This window comes from Actinoplanes sp. NPDC020271 (assembly GCF_044388125.1).
Lineage (GTDB): Bacteria > Actinomycetota > Actinomycetes > Mycobacteriales > Micromonosporaceae > Actinoplanes.
In genome coordinates, this window is the sequence record NZ_JBIRWQ010000010.1 from 1 (window position 1) to 19335 (window position 19335).

21 protein-coding genes are annotated in these 19335 nt (G+C 71.7%); 6 read left to right on the forward strand and 15 right to left on the reverse strand.

All coding sequences use genetic code 11. The annotated features are described in order from the left end of the window. Positions 1-552: 552 nt before the first annotated feature. The 4 genes from ACH442_RS22485 to ACH442_RS22500 are packed head-to-tail and all read right to left on the reverse strand — an operon-like array spanning position 553 to position 3726. Positions 553-1179: a response regulator gene (locus tag ACH442_RS22485; RefSeq protein ID WP_396340033.1), complete on the reverse strand. Its 627-nt coding sequence runs from the start codon at positions 1177-1179 to the stop codon at positions 553-555. Beyond that, positions 1176-2357, reverse strand: coding sequence for a sensor histidine kinase (locus ACH442_RS22490; RefSeq protein ID WP_396340034.1), 1182 nt, complete (start codon positions 2355-2357; stop codon positions 1176-1178). The genes ACH442_RS22485 and ACH442_RS22490 overlap by 4 nt, the downstream gene beginning before the upstream one ends. 5 nt (positions 2358-2362) lie before the next feature. Then, entirely contained in the window at positions 2363-2815 is a 453-nt protein-coding gene (locus tag ACH442_RS22495) for an ABA4-like family protein (protein ID WP_396340035.1), read from the reverse strand. Beyond that, the gene (locus ACH442_RS22500; protein WP_396340036.1) at positions 2812-3726 is read right to left on the reverse strand and encodes a hypothetical protein; all 915 of its coding nucleotides are present in this window, start codon (positions 3724-3726) and stop codon (positions 2812-2814) included. Before ACH442_RS22500 ends, ACH442_RS22495 begins: the two co-directional genes overlap by 4 nt. 159 nt (positions 3727-3885) lie before the next feature. Between ACH442_RS22500 and ACH442_RS22505 the strand changes: the two genes are divergently transcribed. From ACH442_RS22505 to ACH442_RS22520, 4 genes are all read left to right on the forward strand, one after another. Then, a complete protein-coding gene (locus ACH442_RS22505) occupies positions 3886-5253 on the forward strand; it encodes a hypothetical protein (protein WP_396340037.1) in 1368 nt (455 codons plus the stop codon). Positions 5254-5358: 105 nt separating this feature from the next. After that, positions 5359-5925, forward strand: a complete 567-nt coding sequence (locus ACH442_RS22510; protein ID WP_396340038.1) for an NTP transferase domain-containing protein — start codon at positions 5359-5361, stop codon at positions 5923-5925. Further along, positions 5918-6895: an XdhC family protein gene (locus tag ACH442_RS22515; protein WP_396340039.1), complete on the forward strand. Its 978-nt coding sequence runs from the start codon at positions 5918-5920 to the stop codon at positions 6893-6895. The genes ACH442_RS22510 and ACH442_RS22515 overlap by 8 nt, the downstream gene beginning before the upstream one ends. 73 nt (positions 6896-6968) lie before the next feature. Next, positions 6969-7772 (forward strand): pectate lyase, encoded by an 804-nt coding sequence (locus ACH442_RS22520; protein WP_396340040.1) that lies wholly within the window; start codon positions 6969-6971, stop codon positions 7770-7772. Here ACH442_RS22520 and ACH442_RS22525 read toward each other — a convergent pair. The 4 genes from ACH442_RS22525 to ACH442_RS22540 all read right to left on the reverse strand — a co-directional run bounded on the left by ACH442_RS22525 (position 7763) and on the right by ACH442_RS22540 (position 10422). Beyond that, positions 7763-8428 carry an HAD family hydrolase gene (locus tag ACH442_RS22525; protein ID WP_396340041.1) on the reverse strand — a complete coding sequence of 222 codons (666 nt, stop codon included), beginning with the start codon at positions 8426-8428 and terminating at the stop codon, positions 7763-7765. The genes ACH442_RS22520 and ACH442_RS22525 overlap by 10 nt on opposite strands. Further along, positions 8425-9309 carry a GlxA family transcriptional regulator gene (locus ACH442_RS22530; RefSeq protein ID WP_396340042.1) on the reverse strand — a complete coding sequence of 295 codons (885 nt, stop codon included), beginning with the start codon at positions 9307-9309 and terminating at the stop codon, positions 8425-8427. The genes ACH442_RS22525 and ACH442_RS22530 overlap by 4 nt, the downstream gene beginning before the upstream one ends. Positions 9310-9316: 7 nt before the next feature. After that, the gene (locus ACH442_RS22535; RefSeq protein WP_396340043.1) at positions 9317-9901 is read right to left on the reverse strand and encodes an isochorismatase family protein; all 585 of its coding nucleotides are present in this window, start codon (positions 9899-9901) and stop codon (positions 9317-9319) included. A 68-nt stretch (positions 9902-9969) separates the two neighbouring features. Continuing rightward, positions 9970-10422 (reverse strand): DUF6194 family protein, encoded by a 453-nt coding sequence (locus ACH442_RS22540; RefSeq protein ID WP_396340044.1) that lies wholly within the window; start codon positions 10420-10422, stop codon positions 9970-9972. 61 nt (positions 10423-10483) lie between these two features. On the opposite strand from ACH442_RS22540, the gene ACH442_RS22545 reads away from it, so the two are divergent. Continuing rightward, complete coding sequence (locus tag ACH442_RS22545; RefSeq protein ID WP_396340045.1) at positions 10484-11185, forward strand: MerR family DNA-binding transcriptional regulator; 702 nt, start codon at positions 10484-10486, stop codon at positions 11183-11185. A gap of 53 nt (positions 11186-11238) precedes the next feature. On the opposite strand, the gene ACH442_RS22550 is transcribed toward ACH442_RS22545, so the two are convergent. The 5 genes from ACH442_RS22550 to ACH442_RS22570 form a co-directional block, all read right to left on the reverse strand. Continuing rightward, the gene (locus tag ACH442_RS22550) at positions 11239-11655 is read right to left on the reverse strand and encodes a PRC-barrel domain-containing protein (protein ID WP_396340046.1); all 417 of its coding nucleotides are present in this window, start codon (positions 11653-11655) and stop codon (positions 11239-11241) included. A 375-nt stretch (positions 11656-12030) separates the two neighbouring features. Next, positions 12031-13014 (reverse strand): sugar kinase, encoded by a 984-nt coding sequence (locus tag ACH442_RS22555; protein ID WP_396340047.1) that lies wholly within the window; start codon positions 13012-13014, stop codon positions 12031-12033. Beyond that, on the reverse strand, positions 13011-13643 hold the full coding sequence (locus tag ACH442_RS22560; protein ID WP_396340048.1) for a bifunctional 4-hydroxy-2-oxoglutarate aldolase/2-dehydro-3-deoxy-phosphogluconate aldolase: 633 nt from the start codon (positions 13641-13643) through the stop codon (positions 13011-13013). Before ACH442_RS22560 ends, ACH442_RS22555 begins: the two co-directional genes overlap by 4 nt. Before the next feature lie 61 nt (positions 13644-13704). After that, complete coding sequence (locus ACH442_RS22565) at positions 13705-14271, reverse strand: hypothetical protein (RefSeq protein ID WP_396340049.1); 567 nt, start codon at positions 14269-14271, stop codon at positions 13705-13707. Positions 14272-14329: 58 nt separating this feature from the next. Beyond that, positions 14330-15220 (reverse strand): TetR/AcrR family transcriptional regulator C-terminal domain-containing protein, encoded by an 891-nt coding sequence (locus ACH442_RS22570; protein ID WP_396340050.1) that lies wholly within the window; start codon positions 15218-15220, stop codon positions 14330-14332. 104 nt (positions 15221-15324) lie between these two features. On the opposite strand from ACH442_RS22570, the gene ACH442_RS22575 reads away from it, so the two are divergent. Further along, positions 15325-16521 (forward strand): FAD-dependent monooxygenase, encoded by a 1197-nt coding sequence (locus ACH442_RS22575; protein ID WP_396340051.1) that lies wholly within the window; start codon positions 15325-15327, stop codon positions 16519-16521. Here ACH442_RS22575 and ACH442_RS22580 read toward each other — a convergent pair. Then, positions 16509-18563: an N-acetylmuramoyl-L-alanine amidase gene (locus ACH442_RS22580; protein WP_396340052.1), complete on the reverse strand. Its 2055-nt coding sequence runs from the start codon at positions 18561-18563 to the stop codon at positions 16509-16511. The genes ACH442_RS22575 and ACH442_RS22580 overlap by 13 nt on opposite strands. 117 nt (positions 18564-18680) lie before the next feature. Then, positions 18681-19307 carry a TetR/AcrR family transcriptional regulator gene (locus tag ACH442_RS22585; RefSeq protein WP_396340053.1) on the reverse strand — a complete coding sequence of 209 codons (627 nt, stop codon included), beginning with the start codon at positions 19305-19307 and terminating at the stop codon, positions 18681-18683. Positions 19308-19335 lie beyond the last annotated feature (28 nt).

A 19335-nucleotide genomic window follows, 5' to 3' on the forward strand; every position in this document is an offset into this window, starting at 1 on the left:
CTCCCACTGACCACCAAAGCGATCAGCCGGGGTATTGCCATAATTGGCACTGGCTTTTAAAGCACCCTGTTGAGTTCTCAAAGAACAACCGCACACCGCGTCCGAACCGCATTCCTGCGGCCCGCCCTCCGGGGCACTCGCTCTACTTTACCCGCCATTCTCAGTTCGTCAAATCCGTGTTTCGCAACCCGAATTCAACCAACCAGGAATGGTCGAGCAACCCAGAACATGAACGCACGACCGTCGGCCTTGCGATCTTCTCTGGGTTTCCGTCAGGACGGCCGCTCCGAGCCCCTCGCGGGTCTCGCTCGCTCGCCCGTCTCCCTGGCGGCTCGGAAAACATTACCCAACGGCTCCCGCAACTTCAAATCGGGGGTCGCGCGACGCCCGTCACACCCCCCAGAAGAGGTAACGCCACCACACGACCCGCCCACCCAGGGGGAGGAGCCGCTTTCCAGCGTGGCAGGGAACTCCGGGATCGTGCCGCCGGCCTGTGGACGAAGCGCCAGTGTGGACAACCCCGGTCGGCAGTGCTCTCCTGCGCTCCGGGACTCAGGAGCGGTGGGCGGCCAGAGCAAGACGTACGCGATTGGGGCTGTTGGTCTTGGTCATCAGCGCTGTGATGTGGGTCTTCACCGTGGTGATGCCGATGTGCAGACGGTCGGCGATCTCCGTGTTGGTGAGCCCTTCCGCCACCAGGTCCAGCACTTGGAGTTCCCGGCTGGTGAGCCCTTCTCTGCGCGCCGGGGCTTCCGGGCGGGCGTCCACCGCCCGGCGCACGAGGCGCCGCAGGACCTCCTGGCTGAAGGGGCTTTCGCCTGCGGCCGCCTGGTGGATGCCGTTGAGCAGTTCGGTCGGCGGCGCGTCCTTCAGCAGGAAGCCGCAGGCGCCGGCCTGGAGCGCGGGGTAGAGGTGGTCGTCGTCGCCGAAGGTGGTCAGGACCAGGACCCGGGTGGACGGGCGTTCGGACATGATGCGGCTGGTGGCGGTGATGCCGTCGACGCCGGGCATGCGCAGGTCCATGACGATGACGTCCGGGACGAGCTGGGCGGCGAGGGTGACCGCGGTGCGGCCGTCACCGGTTTCGCCGACCACTTCCATCCCGTCCTCCGCGTCGAGGAGCATGCGCAGGCCGGCACGGATCAGTTGCTGGTCGTCGACCAGGAGAACTCGGATCACGACTTCTCCTTACCAGCGGGGACCGAACCGGAGGCGGCAGGGACGCTTCCGGGCAGCACCGTGGCGACACGCCAGCCCGGCCCGTGCGGCCCGAAGGTGAGCGACCCGCCGAGGACAGCGACGCGTTCCCGCATCCCGGTCAGCCCGTGCCCGCCGCCGGGAACAGCCGAGGCGGGAGGGGTGTGGCCTCCGTCGTCGGTGACGGACCAGTGCAGGTCGGCGCCGTCCATCGCGACGTGCAGGGCGGCGCGTGGCTCGGGGCCGGCGTGTTTGGCCACGTTCGTCAGGCTCTCCTGGGTCAGGCGCAGCAGGGCCAGGCCCCGCACGGCGTCCAGCGTGACGATCGCCGGGTCGATCTCCGCCTCGACGATCACGCCGGCGCGACGGGCTGTCTCGACCGCCCCGTCCAGGGCGGCCGGTAACGCGGTCGGGTCGATCGCGGTGAGGGCGGCGTCACCGCGTACGCCATCGGGGTCTCGAAGAACGTCGACCAGCCGGCGGAGATCGGCGAGCGCCGCCGTGCCCGTCCCGTGCACGTCGTCGAAGACCTCCGCGACGCGCGGGTCGACGTCGGGCAGCACGTGCCGGGCGACGCCGACCCGCAGGACCATGGAGGCGACGTGATGCGCGACGACGTCGTGGAGTTCGCGGGCGATCGCGCCGCGCTCGTCCGCCCGGGCCGCGCGTTGCTCGGTGAGGGTCTGCTGTTCGGCTCGCAGGCCCAGTTCCCGGGTGGTGCGCACGACCAGGCCGAGCAGTGTCGGCAGTCCGAGATTGATCGCGAGGCCGACCAGCGACGGCATGATCTGGCCGGCCTGCTGCGGTAGGTCGCACACGGCGTAGGTGGCCGTGACCAGGGCGAGACCGCCGATCAGGTAACGGGGGCGGGGCGCCCAGAGGGCCAGCTCACCGACCGCCCAGGCGGTGCCGACCTGGTTGATCGTGGCGTCGTCGAGCTTGATCATCGCGACCGCGAACAGCGCCGTCTGGACCAGCAGGTTGATCGGCGGGCGGCGGTGCAGCAGCAGTGCCGAGGCGAACGCCAGCACCGCGAGCAGCCATTGCAGCGGGGTCGGCGGGTGTTGGGTGTGGTTGACGACGAGCAGGTAGGCCAGCCCGCTGCAGTCGAGCAGCACCATGCGCGGAAGCGTGTCCCGCGCATCGAGAAACTTGGCCATGGCGCTCAGCGTAGGACCTGCTTCTCCCGGGCGGGAGCCGCCAGGAGCGGCCAGCGGGTGCGGGCGGCCAGGTGGGCGGCCAGGCCGAACGGTCCCAGCAGGATGGTCAGCAGCAGGATCGGCGCGACGACCAGGTGCGGCATGCCGCGTTCGCGGGCGTCGAGCCAGGCCCAGCGGCCGACGAACAGGTCGAAGGCCAGCATGTGGGCCCAGCCCGCGGCGGCGCCGGTCGCGCTGCCCAGGAGTTCGCGGACGCCGCCGAGGGTCGGGCTGGTGACGGCCGGCAGCACGTCGCCGAACGCCGGGATGATCAGCAGCGCGTAGATCGCCACGACCGGCAGGACGATCAGCGGTGACGCGATGATCCGCCGGGTCCAGGACCAGCCCGGGAGCAGGATCATCAGCGCCCAGAACGGCGCGGCCAGCAGGAAGGTGAGGGAGAACAGCGCCCCGGTCATGCCGTCACCATCTCAGGACTGCGCCTGCGGGACACGACCAGACCGATACCGATCAGGGTTGCGGCGGCCAGGGCGGCGAACGCGGCGAGGGTGGTCCCGTCCGGCTCCAGCAGCGGTTGCGCCCGCAGGGCCTGCCAGGTCAGAAGCAGCACCAGTACGGCGTAACCGGCGCCCGACACCAGCACGACCCGCGCCCGGCTGACCTCGTCGAGGCGGGTCCAGCGGGTCAGCGCGTACGCGAGCAGCGGCAGCGCCTGGAGTGCGTGCAGTCCGACGAAGTGCCCGATCCGCAGGTCCCCACCGGTGGTGCTCCACCCGGTGACCGGCAGGCCGGGCCCGCCGTCCGGCACGCCGACGCTGTGCGCGCCGATCGTCCCCGCGACGGTTTTCTGCGACGTCATCGCGAACGCCACCACCATGCCCAGGAGAGAGACGAGAAGACCGAGGCGGATCGCGTACGCGGTGGCCCGGTCCTGGATCCGCTGGCGGAGCGCGACGACGGAGATGACCAGCTGGGCCAGGAACAGGATCATGATGGAGGCGCCCATGATCGACCAGAGGGTCGCGTTCAGCGGCGTCGTCTGGTTGTAGTGGCTGGTGGTGCCGCGGATCACCTGGGCCACGATGACCGCCATCTCGGCCACCAGGCTGCCGACGATGATCGTGCCGGACCAGGCGGCGACGCGGCTGCGCCGGGGCAGGACGGAGAGCAGCCAGGACAGCGCCCAGCCGTAGACGACGAACGAGACGGCGAACTTGAACGGCTTGAGCCAGATCGGCACCCCGGTCAGGATCCGCGGGTCGGCGAGCAACCCGACGGCGGTGACCCCCACGAGGGCAACGGAGGCCCAGGTCAGGACGGTCAGCGGCCGATGCCCGCCGGGCGGCTTCACAACTTCGGCGATGGTCATGCCCACAGACTCGTTTCTCGCTCGCCCGGGTTCGCCCGTCCGCGAGCCGGACCTGCGGCCGCGGGGCCGAGGTCGTCTCCTACCGTGGTAGGAGACCCGGCCCCTGGGGACTTCGACGATGGACCCCATACTGGCGCGGTGCACCCCGCATCCCCTGGCGTGACCGATTTCCCTGCCGACGACGAGGGCCGCCGCAGCAGCACGGCGCTGGGCCGCGCGATCGTCGCCGACGCACTGCGCCCGGTCGATCCGGCGGCGGCCGCGGCGGCCGAGCGCGAGACCGACTGGCGGCGCGGCTACCTGCGGCATTTCCGGGCGCTGGTGGAGGCCGGGCTGAGCGCGGACGGCGCGGCCGGCTACGAGATCGCCGAGGCCGGTCTGCTCTCGCTGCACGCCCGGATGCGGTATGTCCGCGAGGACGGCGAGTTCACCCTGGCGCAGGCGCTGCTGGCCGAGCCGGAGCGGCCGTACGAGTCGATCGAGGTCATCGGTTCCGGAAGACCCGACCGTGAGCTGGACCTGGTCCCGCGCCTGGACGCCTGGGTCGCGGCCGGGGTGATCGAGGAGTCGTGCGCGGACGCCGTCCGGGAGGTGGCCGCGAACCCGGACTGGCTGGACCTCGGCGATCTGAAGTTCGCGCTGCTGGGCGCGGGCGCCGAGATGGGTCCGCTGACGTGGCTGCTGAACTGGGGTGCGACCGTCCTGGCGGTGGACCTGCCCCGGCCGCAACTGTGGGAGCGGATCGCCGGGGTCGCGAGCGCGTCGGCGGGCCGGCTGGTGGCCCCCACAGGGAAGGACGGCACTCCCGGCACGGATCTGATCGCCGAGTTCCCGCAGGTGGCGAGCTGGCTGCTCGGGTTCGACGGGCAGTTGGTGCTGGGCAATTACGGGTACGCGCCGGGCAATTCCTACCCGAAGCTGGCCGCCGCGGTCGACGCGCTGGCAGTACATCTGCGGCAGCAGCGGCCGGACACCGCGCTCGCCGTGCTGGCCACCCCCACCGACGTGTACGCGGTGCCGCGCGAAGCGGTCGACGACTCGCGCGCCCGGTTCGCGGCGCGTGGCCTGCGCGCGAAGCTGACCTCGCCGCTCTCCGGCGGGCAGTTCCTGCGGCCGAACTATCCGCTGGCGGCGGCGCCCGGGATCAACGACAGTCTGGTGCCTCAGCAGGGGCCGAACTACGCGCTGGCGAAGCGGATCCACCGGTGGCGGGCGTCGCTGGCACGGCGTGACGGCATGGCGAGTTTCGCGGTGGCGCCGCCGACGCGGACCCGGTCGGTGCTCGGCAACCGGCTGCTCAAGGCCGCCTATGCCGGGGCGCATCTGTTCGACGTGGAGGTCTTCGACCCGGCCACGGCGAGCCGGTTGATGGCGGTGCTGATGGTTCATCAGATCCGCAAGCCCCGGTCGGCGGACGCGGCGGCGTGGCGGGACGAGGCGATTGCCGCGGCTCACGGTGGGCTCTGGCGCACGGCCTATTTCCCGCGTACGGCGTTGCCGCTCGCCGCGGTGCGAGGCTTCCTGTGAGCCGGAGTGTGCCCGGGCCCGGGTGACAGCGCCGCGCACCGCCGCGTGCGGTTTCCTGCGACGAAGGGAAGCACGGCGGAAACACCACGTGGCTAGGCTCGTCGGATGACAGCGGCCGGCCTCGTCCTAGCCGCCGGAGCGGGACGCCGTTTCGGCCGGGTGAAGGCGCTCGTGCCGTACCGTAATCGGCTTTTGGTGGAACACGCGGCCGAGACCCTCCGGATCGCTGGATGTGAGCGGCGCCTGGTGGTTCTCGGCGCCCGCGCCGAGGAGGTGCGCGCCACGGCGAGCGGCCTTCCGGAGACCGTGATCAATCCGGAGTGGGCGACCGGCATGGGCTCGTCGCTGCGGGCCGGGCTGACCGCGCTGGCCGGCGACGACGCGATCGACGCGGTGGTGGTGCTGCTGGTCGACATGCCCGGTGTGACGGCCGAGGCGGTGCGGCGGGTCGCCGCGCACGCGGCGCCGGGCGCGCTGGTGACGGGTGGTTATCAGGGGCGGCGCGGGCATCCGGTGCTGCTCGGGCGGGCGCATTGGGCCGGTGTCGCGGCGAGCGCGACGGGTGATCGGGGCGCACGGGATTACCTGCGTGCTCACGAGGTACTGGTGGTGGAGGTCGGCGACGTGGCCGGCGATCAGGATCTGGACCACCCGGAGGATCTCGATGCGTGACGTGCTCGCCGATCTGCTGCGCTGGTGGTCGGCGGGGACGCCGGTTGGGCTGGCGATCGTGACCGCGACCTGGTCGAGCGCGCCGCGGCAGGCGGGTGCGGCGATGGCGGTCGGGCCGGACGGCGTGGCGGTGGGCAGCGTGTCCGGTGGGTGTGTCGAGGCCGCGGTCTACGACCTGTGCCTGGAGGCCGCCGAGTCCGGCGTCGCGCACACCGCGAGTTTCGGCGTGGCCGACGATCTGGCGATCGGGGTGGGGCTGCCCTGCGGCGGCACGATCGATCTGGCGATCGGGCGGGTCGATCACACGACGTTCCCGGATCTGCCGGCCCTGGTCGAAGCCGTGGCGGCCGATCAGCCGGTCGCGGTGGGGATCAGCGAGGCCGGATATTTCGTGACAGCGGCCGGCGACCCGCGCGCGGCCGTCCGTTTCCTCCCGCCACCTCGGATGATCGTCTTCGGGGCGACCGATCACGCCGCCGCGGTCGCCCGGGTCGGCGGCTTCCTGGGGTACCGGGTGACGGTCTGTGACGCCCGGCCGATCTTCGCCACCGCCCGCCGGTTCCCGGGTGCGGACGAGGTGGTCGTCGACTGGCCGCACCGCTACCTCGCCGCCGAGGTCGCGGCCGACCGCGTCGACGAGCGCACGGTGCTCTGCGTGCTCACCCACGATCCGAAGTTCGACGTGCCCACGCTGGAGCTGGCGCTGCGACTCGACGTCGGTTACGTCGGCGCGATGGGTTCCCGGCGCACCCACGACGACCGGCTGGACCGGCTGCGCGAGGCCGGGCTGACCGAGGCGGAGCTGGCCCGGCTCTGCTCGCCGATCGGCCTGGACCTGGGCGCGCGCAGCCCGGAGGAGACCGCGGTCAGCATCGCGGCGGAGATCGTCGCGCTGCGTCACGGCGGTTCGGGCGGGCGGTTGTCGGCGGGCGAGGGACCGGTCCACGGCGGTTCCGCGAAAAAATCTTGACCGGCCGCGCAACCTTTCCGGGGCCTCGGACCACTGAGGGGTGAACGTTCCCCCATCCGGAGAAAGGCCTCACGTGTTCAAGAATCTGCGGAAGCGCTGGCGCACCGGCCTCGTGGCGGTCACCGCGCTCGGTCTCGGTCTCGGTGCGGTCGTCTACACGCAGGGCGCCTCGGCGTCGACCTGGCCGACGGCCACCGGCACGACCAAGCTCACCGCGACCAAGGCGGTCTCCGGCACCTTCGACGGTGGGCTGAAGCGGTTCGTCGGCAGCGGCGCGCTCGGCAGCGACTCGCAGGACGAGGGCCAGGACCCGCTGTTCGAGCTGGCCGACGGCGCCACGCTGAAGAACGTGATCCTCGGTGACCCGGCCGCGGACGGCGTCCACTGCAAGGGCTCGTGCACGCTGACCAACGTGTGGTGGGAGAACGTCGGCGAGGACGCGGCCACGTTCAAGGGCGGTTCGTCGGCGGTCTACACGGTCAACGGCGGTGGCGCCAAGGGTGCGGACGACAAGGTGTTCCAGCACAACGGCGGCGGCACCGTGACGATCAAGAACTTCCAGGTCGACGACTTCGGCAAGCTCTACCGGTCGTGCGGCAACTGCAAGACGCAGTACAAGCGCAAGGTCGTCCTGGACAACATCACCGCGACCTACCCGGGGCTGTCGCTGGTCGGCATCAACTCCAACTACGGCGACACCGCGACGCTGTCGAACATCACGATCGTGAACGACACGAAGAAGAAGCTGGCCGCCTGCATCACGTTCAAGGGCAACAACACCGGCGCCGAGCCGACCAAGCTGAAGACCTTCACCGGAGCGACCGGCGGTGACGGCACCAACTGCAAGTTCACCACGGCCAACGTCACCTACAAGTGATCGGCCAGCTCGCGCAGTGAGCCGATGCGGTGCGGTTCGCCGACCGGCCCGATCCCCCGCCGGTCCAGGTGAACCGCCCGCAGCCCGGCCTCGCGCGCGGCGAGCACATCAAGATCATGCCTGTCCCCAACGCTGAGGACCTCCCCGGGCCTCAGCCCCCAGCGGGTCACCGACCCGCGGAACGCGCCCGGATCGGGCTTGGCCGTCCCCAGATCGTCGGGAGTCCACACGGGCCCGAGATCGGCCAGGCCCATCCGGGCGAGTTTTCCCCGCTGCCGAGTCGCCGACCCGTTGGTCAGGACGGCGACCTTCAGCCCCTTCGCGGCCACCGCGGCGATCGCCTCGGGCACGTCGTCATAGGCGTGATAGGCCTTCTCGTACTCGACGAGATAACCGGCGAAGATCAGATCAAGATCTTCTTTCCCGTACCCGAGGCCGAAGTCCCGCAGCCGGCGCCGGCGCTGCTCCGCATAGTCGACCTCGCGGCGGCGCCACGCGGCGAGATGCGTTTCCGCGACCTCGTGCCAGCGGGTGATCGTCGTCTGATCGGCGACCATGCCGATCGTCGGCAGCCACGCCGTCAGCGCCGCGGTGACCGACGAGTCGTGATCACCGAGCGTGCCGTCCAGATCGAAGAGAACCCCGGTCAGCGTCACGTCACCCTCGCTCGCAGTTTCCGCAGCATCCGCGCGTCGGTGAAACCTACCGCCCGGGCGGCGGCGTCCACGGTCGAGCCGTGACCGATGAGATATGCGGCGCGTTCGACGCGCAGAGTCTGCTGGTAACGCAGTGGGGTGCGACCCGTGGCGGCGGTGAAGAGCCTGGTCAGGGTGCGTTCACTGACGCCGGCCGCGGTCGCCAGGTCGGCCAGGGGCAGCGGCTCGGCGAACGACGCGTCGATCCGGTCCTGCACCCGGTGGACCACGTCGGACAGGTGGGCGCGGTGCCGCAGCATCGCGCTGGCCTGCCGCTCGTCGCCGTTACGGCGGGCGTAGACGACCATCTCGCGGGCCACCTGGGCGGCCACCGCCGGGCCGTGCCGGAGCGCGACCAGGTGCAACGCGAGGTCGATGCCGCTGGCAATGCCGGCCGACGTGACCACCCGGTCGTCCGACACGTAGAGCACGTCGCGGACCACGGTCGCCCGGGGGAACGTACGGGCAAGAACGTCTTGTAGATCGTGATGGGTGGTGCATCGCCGGCCGTCGAGCAGGCCGGCCCGGCCCAGGGCGTCGGCACCCGCGCAGACGCTGGCGACGGTGCCGCCGGCCCCGTGATGGGCGCTGATCTTCTCCAGCGTGCCGGCGCGGAAGTAGCCGAAGCCGGAGCGCCAGCCCGGGACGACGACCAGGTCGTCCCGGTTCAGCTCGGGCCACTCAAGGTCGGCGTGCAGGGCGACGCCCTGCCAGGTGGGGACGCTCGCGGACTCGCCGACGTAGTGCAGCGTGTAACCGGGCGCGGTGGAGAAGACCTGGGCCGGGCCGGCCAGGTCGAGCAGGTGGACCTGCGGGGTCAGCACGAAGACCACCCGGCTCACGATCCGGTCACCCCTTCTCGACCTCCGCCGTCGACGCGATCGTGGCGAAGCGGCCGGCCAGCGCGTACTCCGTGCGAGCGACCACGTCCGCGGCCGCCAGCGTACGCGGGTCGGCCAGCATCTCCTGCACGCTTCGGTCGGCCGGGGCGTCCCGGTGCGGGATCGGGAACGTCGCCGTCGCGTCGGTGACATAGGTGACCTCGTAGCCCAGGTCGGAGGCGAACCGGGCGGTGGTCTCGACGCACTGCTCGGTGCGCAGACCACAGACGGTGATCTTGCGGATTCCGGCCGAGGTAAGACGGAACTGCAGGTCAGTGGTGGTGAATGCGTTGTGCACGAACTTGATCAGAGTCGGCTCGCCGTCGGCCGGGGTCAGCTCGTCCACCAGGCGGACGTGACCGTTCACCGGGTCGAACGTGCCGCCGCTGCCGGGCTCCGAGTGCAGCACCCAGATGACCTGGTGACCGGCGTTACGGGCGTGGTCGACCAGGCGCTGGACGTTCGCGATCACGTCCGGGTTGTTCAAGGTCGCCCAGAGCGGGCGGGCACGGAAGGATTCCTGCACGTCGATGACGATCAGCGCTTCGGTCATGCCTCCATTCCACCCGTTGCGGGGCCGGCGGGACAGGCATCATCCGGCCCGCGGGCGGAACGATCCGGTCAGCGGGAACGCTTCACCGAGCGGGCGTGCGCGTGCGCGATCAAGGGCTCGGCCTCCGGACCCGGGTTGACGATCGAACCCCAGCCCTGGACCGCGTAGACCGGATGCGGGAACCAGCGGCCCGCCGCCGCGAAGTCGATCCCGGCCCGGTGGGCGGGGAACTCCTCCGGACCGTACCCGAAAAGGTCCCGGAATCGGACGCGGCCGAGCTCGACGTTGAGCCGGAAACGGCCCGGACGGTCCAGATCGGAACGCTCGTCGAAACCCGGCACGTTCCGCACGACAACCGTGGCGAACGGGCGCATCCGGTCGTCGCCGACGAAGAAGAACCGGTCACCCCAGCTCAGCTCGGGCGCGCCGGTGCCCGGGCCGGCGACCAGCTGGAAGACGTCGGGCAGGCGCAGGATCAACTCGGCGAGGGCATCGACGGGGTCGGCGTGGCGCTCAGTCATGACCTTCACCGTATCGTTGAATGACCCGGTGAGGGTCAAGCCGAGAACTGCCTGGACAGAGATGACGAAGCCTCAAACCTATCGTCCGGTCGACCTGGCCCGGCGGCACGGGCTGTCGGCGCAGGCGATCCGTAACTACGAGAGCGACGGGGTCATTCCGCCGGCACAGCGCACCGCGAGCGGATACCGCGCCTACGGCGAACGGCACATGGTCGCGGTCACGGCCTTTCTCACGCTGGCTTCCGCATACGGGCACGGATCCGCCTCGGCGATCATGCGCGCGGTGCTCGCGGGGGACCTGGACAGCGCGTTCGCGACGATCGACGCCGGTCACGCGGCGCTGATCCGGGACCGGGAGACACTGGCCGCGGTCGAAGCCACCGCGGGACTGCTCGGCCGCGCCGTGCCCGCACCCGGCGGCGAGCGTGGGCTGCCGGTCGGCGCGATCGCTCACCGGCTCGGCGTCACCCCGGCCACGCTGCGAAAATGGGAAGAGGCGGGGATTCTCGTGCCGGCCCGTGACCGGGTCAGCGGTCAGCGGCTCTACTCCGCCGACGACATCCGCGACGCCGACCTGGCCCACCTGCTGCGACGCGGCGGATACGGGCTCGCGCACATCGCGACGGTGCTGCGCCAGGTGCGTACGGCCGGAAGCGCCGAAACGCTGGCCGCCTCCCTGACCGCCTGGCGTGCCCGCCTCACTGACCGCGGACAGGCGATGCTCACCGCGGCGGCCCGCCTCTCCGACTTCCTGCAGACATAGGGCCGCCCCCGCCCGTGGGGGTCCGGGCCGGGGCGGCGGGCATCAACCGCGGATCAGCGCGGGTAATCCCGGTAGCTGCCGGTGTAGTAGTCACCGACCTGCTCGCGGTACGCGGCCGTCTCGAAGGTGTCCTTGTCGTACTCGGGGGACGCCTTGATCTGGTCCTTCGTGCGGTCCACATAGACCTTGCGCTCGGCCCGGTCCACGTTCTGCACCGTGCCGGCCGGCAGCAGCACCTTGCGGCCGAAGATCCACGGCCCGGTGTCCACCACCAGATAAGAGCTTCCGACGTCGTAACTGGCCTGGTCGATCGAACCGATGTGACCATCGGTGGCCTCGACCTTGAAACCGACCAGATCCACGCCGATTCGCCCGGCCTCGTCGACCACGTCCTCACCAGCCGGGTCGTACCCGCCGGCGCCGTAGGACGGATCCCGCCAGGACCACGGAGTGAACGGCGTAGGTTGCATCACGGCCTCCTCGGAATCGATGAAATTGCCGCTTCTCTTTCGCTACCCGCTCTCCCACGGTCCAATCACAACTGGCACGGACCAGCCCCCAACAGGCCACTCCGCAGGCCCGCACCGGGCCGAGCGATCAACGCGCCCCTCTCCCGGCCCACAGCGGAGATCGTGTCACCACCGCACGGGGCCGGATACTCGGCATGCGCACGCGGCCCCGGCGCGAGCCGCGCAGCGGGGCCGGGCGCGAGCCGCGCAGCGGGGCCGGGCGCGCGAGGCGCTCGCGGTCGGCCGGCTGAGCGCGCGAGGCGCTCGCGGTCGGCCGGCTGAGCGCGCGAGGCGCGCCGCGAAGCCCGACCACGGCGAAGGTCGCGGCACTACGGGTCAGCGGTGGATGTCGGTGCCGGTGAGGGCGGCCAGTTCGGTACGGGTGGGGGCGCCTTCGCAATCGCCGGGGACGGTCACCGCGAAGGCGCCGGCGGCGATGGCTGTCTGCAGGCGCCGGGACGGCGGGGCGGCGGTCAGGCGGTCGGCGAGGTAACCGGCTACGAAGGCGTCGCCGGCTCCGACGGGGTCGATCGCTGTGACCGGGAGGGCCGGGACCGTGTAGTGGGTGCCGTCGATGAGGGCGACGCATCCACGGGCGCCGTCCTTGAGGATCACCTCGGCCGGGCCGAGTTCGGCCAGGCCCTCGAGCGGGTCCTCGCCGTCGACGAAGATCGCGGCTTCGTCCGGGCCGGCGAAGACGATGTCGGAGCGGGAGGCCAGGTCGCGCAGGACGGGAGCGGCGTCGAGGCGGGACCAGAGCTTGGCGCGGTAGTTGACGTCGAGGGAGACCGGGACCCCGGCGGCACGGGCGGCTTCGATCGCGGCGAAGACCGTGGCACGAGCAGTGTCGCCGAGGGCCGGGGTGATGCCGGTGACGTGGAGTACCCCGGCGGACTGCACCTCGGTCAGCGGCAGGTCGGCCGGGGTCAGCCGGGAGCCGGCGCTGCCCGCCCGGTGGTAGTCGGCGTGGATGAACTGGGCCGACCGGCGGTAGCGGATCATCAGGCCGGTGGGGGCGTCGTCCGGGACGGCCAGAACGCGTACGCCGGAAGCTCTCAATCGGCCGGTGATCAGCGACCCGGCGGAATCGGGACCGAGCCGGCCGAGCCAGGCGGCGGGGCCGCCGAGGCGAGCGACGCCGATCGCGACGTTGGTCTCGGCGCCACCGACCGCGAGCGTGAACCCGCGGGCGTGCTCGATCGGCCCGATCCCGTCGGCCACGAAGATCCCCATGGCCTCACCGAGCGTGAGCAGACCGCCGCCGGACGAATCGGGTGACGAGCCGAGCGAAGAGGCCGCGGCGCCGGCAGGGGTGGTCATGAGCGGGCGCTGGTGACTGCGCCGACCGCCCGCTTGGCACGGTCGGCGAGCTCGTTCAGGTCGCCGCCGTCGGCCGCGTCCCCGATCAGCGGCCCGCCGAGCCCGACCGCCGCCGCCCCGGCCCGGATCCAGGCGGGGATGTCGTCGAGGCCGACACCCCCGGTCGGCATGATCTTCACCTGGGGCAGCGGACCGCGGAGGTCCTTGAGGTATCCCGGGCCGAGCCCTCCGGCCGGGAACAGCTTGATCAGCGGCGCACCCGCCCGGTGCGCCGAGTACACCTCGGTCGGTGTGAACGCCCCCGGGTAGCAGGGCACCGCCTGCCCGGCGAGCGTGTCCAGCACCGGCGACACGAGGAAGGACGCGCCCGCATCGACCGCCGCGGTGGCGTCGGCGGCCGTGAGCACGGTTCCCGCGCCGACGATCGTCCCGGCCGGCAACCGGTCGCGCAGCTCGGTGATCGCCTGCAGCGCGCCGGCCGAGGTGAGGGTGACTTCGAGGGCAGTGATGCCGGCGGCGACCAGCACGTCGGCGACGGCGGCGAACCCGGCGGCGGTGGGCGCGCGGAGGACGGCGACGATGCCACTGTCGACGATGGCGGCGGAAACGGGATCAAGCGAGTCGGTCACGACTTCGATCCTGCCCGATGTCCGGCCGGGACACCAGAGGAAAGCGCATTCCCGCTGGCAGCTAACGCCCCTCCGACTCGGTGGCCCCGGCCTTGCGGGGCAGCCGGAGGGCCTTGCCGTTGGCGGTGTGCGGCAGCGCGGCCGGCGGCGCCTCCTCGATCCCCAGCTCCTCCCGGATCGCGGCCTCGAATTGCTGCATGACCAGCGGCACCTGCGCGAGCAACTCCCGGAAGTGGGTCTCCGGCCGGACCCCGCTGACGCCGGCCGGGTTCATCGGGCCGTGCAGGCGCTCGAGTTGCAGGTGCACGGCGAGGGCAGCACTGCGGACCGGGCCGGAGGCGAGCAGCCGCACCGGCATCAGCGCGGGGCCGATCTCGTCGACGTAGTTGAGCGCGGTCGGCGGTTTCTCTCCCGCCTCGAAGCTCGCCCGCAGCCGCACGGTGGCCCGCTCGAAGCCGGAGAGCAGAGTGACATACGCCTCCTTGCGCTCCTCGTACCACCGGCGGGTGCGCCGCCGGCGACTCAGCAGGGCGTTGTCACGAGCGGCGAGGTAGCGCACCACAACGGCGCCGGCCAGGGCGAACACGGCAGCGACGAGGGGCAGTCCCCACCACGGGATCTGAGACACCCGCCTACCGTATCGAGCCCGCGCCGGGCGGTCTGTCAACCATCCCACCCCGACCGGATCATGAGCGGCCGATCCACACCTCGATCCCGTCGAGGAAGCGCGCCAGTCCGAACTCGAACAGCACATCAAGATCAAATTCGAAGTCGGGCGTACGGAGGAACAACTCCTCGTACGTCGGTGATGCCCGTCCTTCGATGAGCCGGTGGAACGCCGGTTCCTGGGTCTCCATCCACTCGTCGCCGGTCATCCCGGTGTCGCGCATCGCCTCGGTCTCGGGCTGGATGGCGTCGGCGATCCCGCGCGCGAAGCTGAACAGCAGCACCTGCACCATCATCCGGTCAGAGGCGCCGAGCCCGGTCGGGGTGAGCGTCCCCATGATCCACTCGCCGAGGCGCATGGCGTTCAGCGAGAGCTGCGGGCGGGTCAGCGACATCGTCTCGCCCAGCCACGGGTGCCGCTGGAACAGCGCCCACATGGCCCGCCCGCACTGTTCCAGGTCGGCTCGCCACCGGCCGGAGTACCGCGGCGGCACCCGCAGCTCGCCGAGCGCCGCGTCGATCATCGCGACCTCGAGCTCCTCCCGGCCGGCCACGTGCCGGTAGAGCGACATGGTCGCCACGTTCAGCGTGGCGGCGATCCGGCGCATGGACAGCTCGGCCATGCCGTGCTCGTCGGCGACGGCGAGCGCGGCCGTCACGATCCGGTCGAGGCTCAGGTCCGTGTCGCGGCGCGGGGCCGGGCCGGCGACCACCGTGCCGACGCCGGGACGGGCCACGGTCAGGCCCTCGTCGCGCAGGACGGCGTGCGCCTTGGTGGCGGTCGCGATGGCGACACCCCACTCCCGGGTGATCGCCCGCGCGGACGGGATCCGCTCGCCCGGACGCAGCTCACCGGCCTCGATCCGGCGTCTCAGCTCGGCCACGATCTTCGTGTAGGCCGCCTCCGCCACCTAGTACACCCGCTTCCCTGTACTAGTGCGGTTTGCCCTGGTCAAAGCCCCGCACCTAGCGTCCCTAGTACATCGATATACAGGGTACGCAAAGGAGCGGGGACATGCGGGTACTGATTTCGGGCAGCAGCATCGCCGGGCCGGCTTGTGCGTTCTGGCTGCACCGGGCCGGCGCCGAGGTGACCGTCGTGGAGAAGTCGCGGCGTCCGCGGCCGGGCGGGCACGCGGTGGACATCCGGGGGGTGGCGCGGCAGATCGTCGAATGGATGGGGATCCGCGAGGCGATCCGGGCCCGGCAGGTCGACGAGCGTGGCTGGTTGCTGGTCGACCGGCGGAACCGGCCGATGGGCCGGATGCCCGCGGACGCGTTCGGCGGGGAGGGCATGGTCGCGGAGATCGAGATCGCCCGCGGGGACCTGGCCGAGGTGCTGCGGGACGCGACGGCGGGCTTCACCGAGTACCGGTACGGCGATCGCGTCACCGAGCTGGCCCAGGACGGCACCGGCGTGGACGTCACGTTCGCGGACGGCCGCAAGGAACGGTACGACGTGGTGATCGGCGCCGACGGCGTGCACTCCGGGGTGCGCTCGCTCGCTTTCGGGCCGGACTCGGACTACGTGCGCTACCTGGGCGTCTACTCGGCGTACTTCACCGTGACCGATCCGGGCGACCTGGAGAACTGGTACCTGATGTACAACGAGCCGGGGCGGGTCGCCGGGATCCGGCCCGAGCGCGGCGGCACCGCCAAGGCCCACTTCGGGTTCCGCGAGCCGCAGGCCCGTTACGAACGGCTGACCGTGGACGAGGAGAAACGCGTCACCGCCGAGCGGATGGCCGGTGGCGCCTGGAAGATCCCGCAGCTGCTGGCCCAGATGGCCGACGCGCCGGACTTCTTCTTCGACTCGATCAACCAGGTGCATGTCAACCGCTGGTGGCGAGGCCGGGTCGCGCTGGTCGGCGACGCCGGTTACTGCGGGTCGCCGCTGGCCGGGCTCGGCACCAGCATGAGCCTGGTCGGCGCGTACGTCCTGGCCGGCGAACTGACCCGCGACCCCGACCCGGAGCGGGCGTTCGCCGCCTACCAGAACGCGATGGCCGACTACGTCGCCGCCGGGCTGGAGCTGCCGCCGGGCGGGGCGAAGGGCTTCGCGCCGTACAGCCGGCTGATGATCCGCCTGCGCGCGAAGTCGATGTCGATGGTGACCTCCTGGCCGATGCGCAACCTGGTGGCCAAGCAGTTCGGCAAGGCCGAGGCGATCACCCTCCAGGACTACGGACTGCGCAACCCTCAGCTGAGGTAGGCGAGCCCGTCGATGATCACCGTCGGGCGGCCGGGCGTGCCCTCCGGCTCGATGGTGACCGTGCGGGTGGCCGACTCCGGCCACGACTTGCTGAACACCAGGCGGCGGTACTGCGGCAGGTCGGCGTGCAGGTCGGCGTACCCCATGGCCTCGCCGTCGATGGTGATCTTGACCCGGCCGGAGGTCGACGAGCGGGCCGCGATCAAGCCGACCGACCGGCCGGTCACGGTCCAGCTCAACTTCGACCCGGGCGCCGAGGCGGCGCCGGCCGTGCCGTCGAGGTGCTTGTCGTCCCGGATTCCCCGCCAGGTCCCGGTCCGCGTCGCCGCACCCTCCGACAAGGCTTGAGGGGTACGGGTCACCGAGGCCGATCCGCTGTTCCCGGCGTGATCGGTGACACCGACGGTCCAGGTGCTCGCGGTCCCGAGCGGCGCGGTCCCGGTGAGGCTGCTGACGGTCCCGCCCAGCACGGCCGCCCCGGCCCCGGTCACCGCGGCCGACCGGATGCCGGACGGGTCGGTCGCGGACCAGCCGAGCCGGATCGGGGCGGTGGTCCCGACCGTTCCCGCGGTCAGGTAGGCCTGCGGCGGGGACGCGAACTCGGGTGCTTCGTCGTCCGCGAAGACCTTGGCGACGGCGCTGCTGGTCCGGCCGGAGAGGTGCAACGCGCGTACCTCGACGGTGTGGGCGCCCGGTGCGAGCCGCAGCGAGCCGCTGCGCATTCCGTTGCTGCGGGACGCGGCGAGCTCGCCGTCGACGTACACGTCAAATCGGTTGATCATGCGGCTCGGGGTGGTCAGGCGCCAGAGCGCGGCGACCGAGCCCCGCGTGAACCAGGTGCGGCCCCACGCCTGGGCGCCGCTCAGCCCGGTCAGGTGCAGCCCGGCCGGGGCCGCGCCGGCGAGCTGCCGGATCGCGGTGAGCCGGCGGTAGAGCAGGTTGCCGGGGCACTCGGTCAGCCCGGCGTCGCGGTGCCCGGAGATGCGGTTCAGCACCACCCGGCGGCCGGCCGTGAACTTGGGGCCGCCGCCGGAGGTCAGCGCCACCCGGCTGTACGGCGCGTTCCCGGCCGCACCGAGCTTGTACGCCGCGAGCTGCGCCACCGACAGCTGCGTGGCCGCGCTCACCGCCGCGGTCCGGAAGTCCCCGATCACCGCGACCGCGCTGGCGCCGGTGTTGAAACCGAGCGTGTGCGCGCCGAGCACGTTGCGGTCCACGCCGCCGCGGCGTCCCTCGAAGATCGTGCCGCACTTGTCGACCAGGAAGTTGTAGCCGATGTCGTTCCAGCCCTTGCTCTTCACCTGGTACGCCTCGATCCCGCGCACCACGCTGGTCGAGCTCGCGCAGCTGTAGTCGTTGCCGGTCGCGGTGTGGTGCACGAAGAAGACCTGGACCGGCCCGGTGTAGGTGGGCGCTTCCTTGACGATGCTCTCGTTCGCGCCCCACGCCGCCCGGGTCATCAGTCGCGGGATCGGCCGGGCCGGGATCGCCACGCCGTTGACCCGCCGCGGCCGTTGCAGCGCGGCCTCGACCATCCCGGTTCGCGGCTCGCCCACCACGTCCGGGTTGATCAGGTCGACCCGCATCCCGGCCGGCAGCGCCCGCACCCCGGCCGCGGTGACCACCCGGGCCCGTACGCCGTTCGACGGGCCGACCCAGAGCGGGTCGCTGGCGCCGCGGGTCGAGCCGCCGTCGACGCCGCCGGACTCGTCGGGCGCGTCGGTCTCCAACCTCTGCCACGACGTCCACGTCCGGGAGCCGACCGGCCGGGTCCGCACCTCGATCCGCGCGTCGGCCACCGCGTGCGGGTCGTCCCAGGTCACGCCGACCAGGCTGAACCGCCTGGTGTCGCGCTCGGGCACCTCGGCGGCGACCCCGCCCTGGTTCGCGCCGGTCTCGGCGACGAGCCGCATGGCGCCGGTGAACGCGTACGTCTGCAGCATCGGCGCCGCCCCGGGCGACCGGGACAGGCCTCCGGCGACCGCCAGGGCGATCACCGGGGTGGCGGCGACGAGTGCGGCGAGTAGACGTTTGCGGCGCATGCGTGAGCTCCCCCGGTCACCGGCGGAAGGGGTCAGAGCGGGATGGAACCGGCGACCATCTGACACCTTGCCGGGGACTCGAGTGGCTTGTGAGGCTTTCTGTGAAAAAAGCTCTATTTATCCGCGCAGGGCCGACTCGACCAGACCGGTGATCATCCAGTCCGCGATCGTCCGGAAGTCAGGCACCACCGCGGCCGGCTCGGTCAGCGCGGCCCGCAGGTACGGGAAGTCCCCGCCGGCCAGCGCCGCACCGATCTCCGCGGCCGCGTCGCCGGTCGGCACGCCGACGAGCTCGCTGGTCACGTACGACGCGACGAAGCCGGTGAGCAGCCCGAGCAGCGTCATCCTGGTGACCCCGGGCAACCCCGCCGGCTCGAGCGCGTGCAGCCCCTGCTCCAGGAAGCCGAGCAGGTTGCGCCCGCTCAGGCGCCGGCCGGCCAGCACCGTCGGCAGCCACGGGTGCGCCAGCATCAGGTCCCGCTGCACCAGGCTGAGCGCGAGCAGGTCGGCCCGCCAGTCGCCGGTGACCGGGGGCGGGGCCGGCTCCCCCGCGACCCGGTCGACCATCAGATCGATCAGGTGGTCGCGGTCCGGCACGTAGGTGTAGAGCGACATCGCGCCCGCGCCGATCTCCGTCGCGATCCGGCGCATGGTCACCGCTTCGAGTCCCTCGGCGTCGGCCACCGTGACCGCCGCCGCCAGGACTTGGTCACGCGTATAGGCCGGTGGTCGCCCTCGCGGCATCGACGTTCCTCCTGCTAGTATTTTCGGT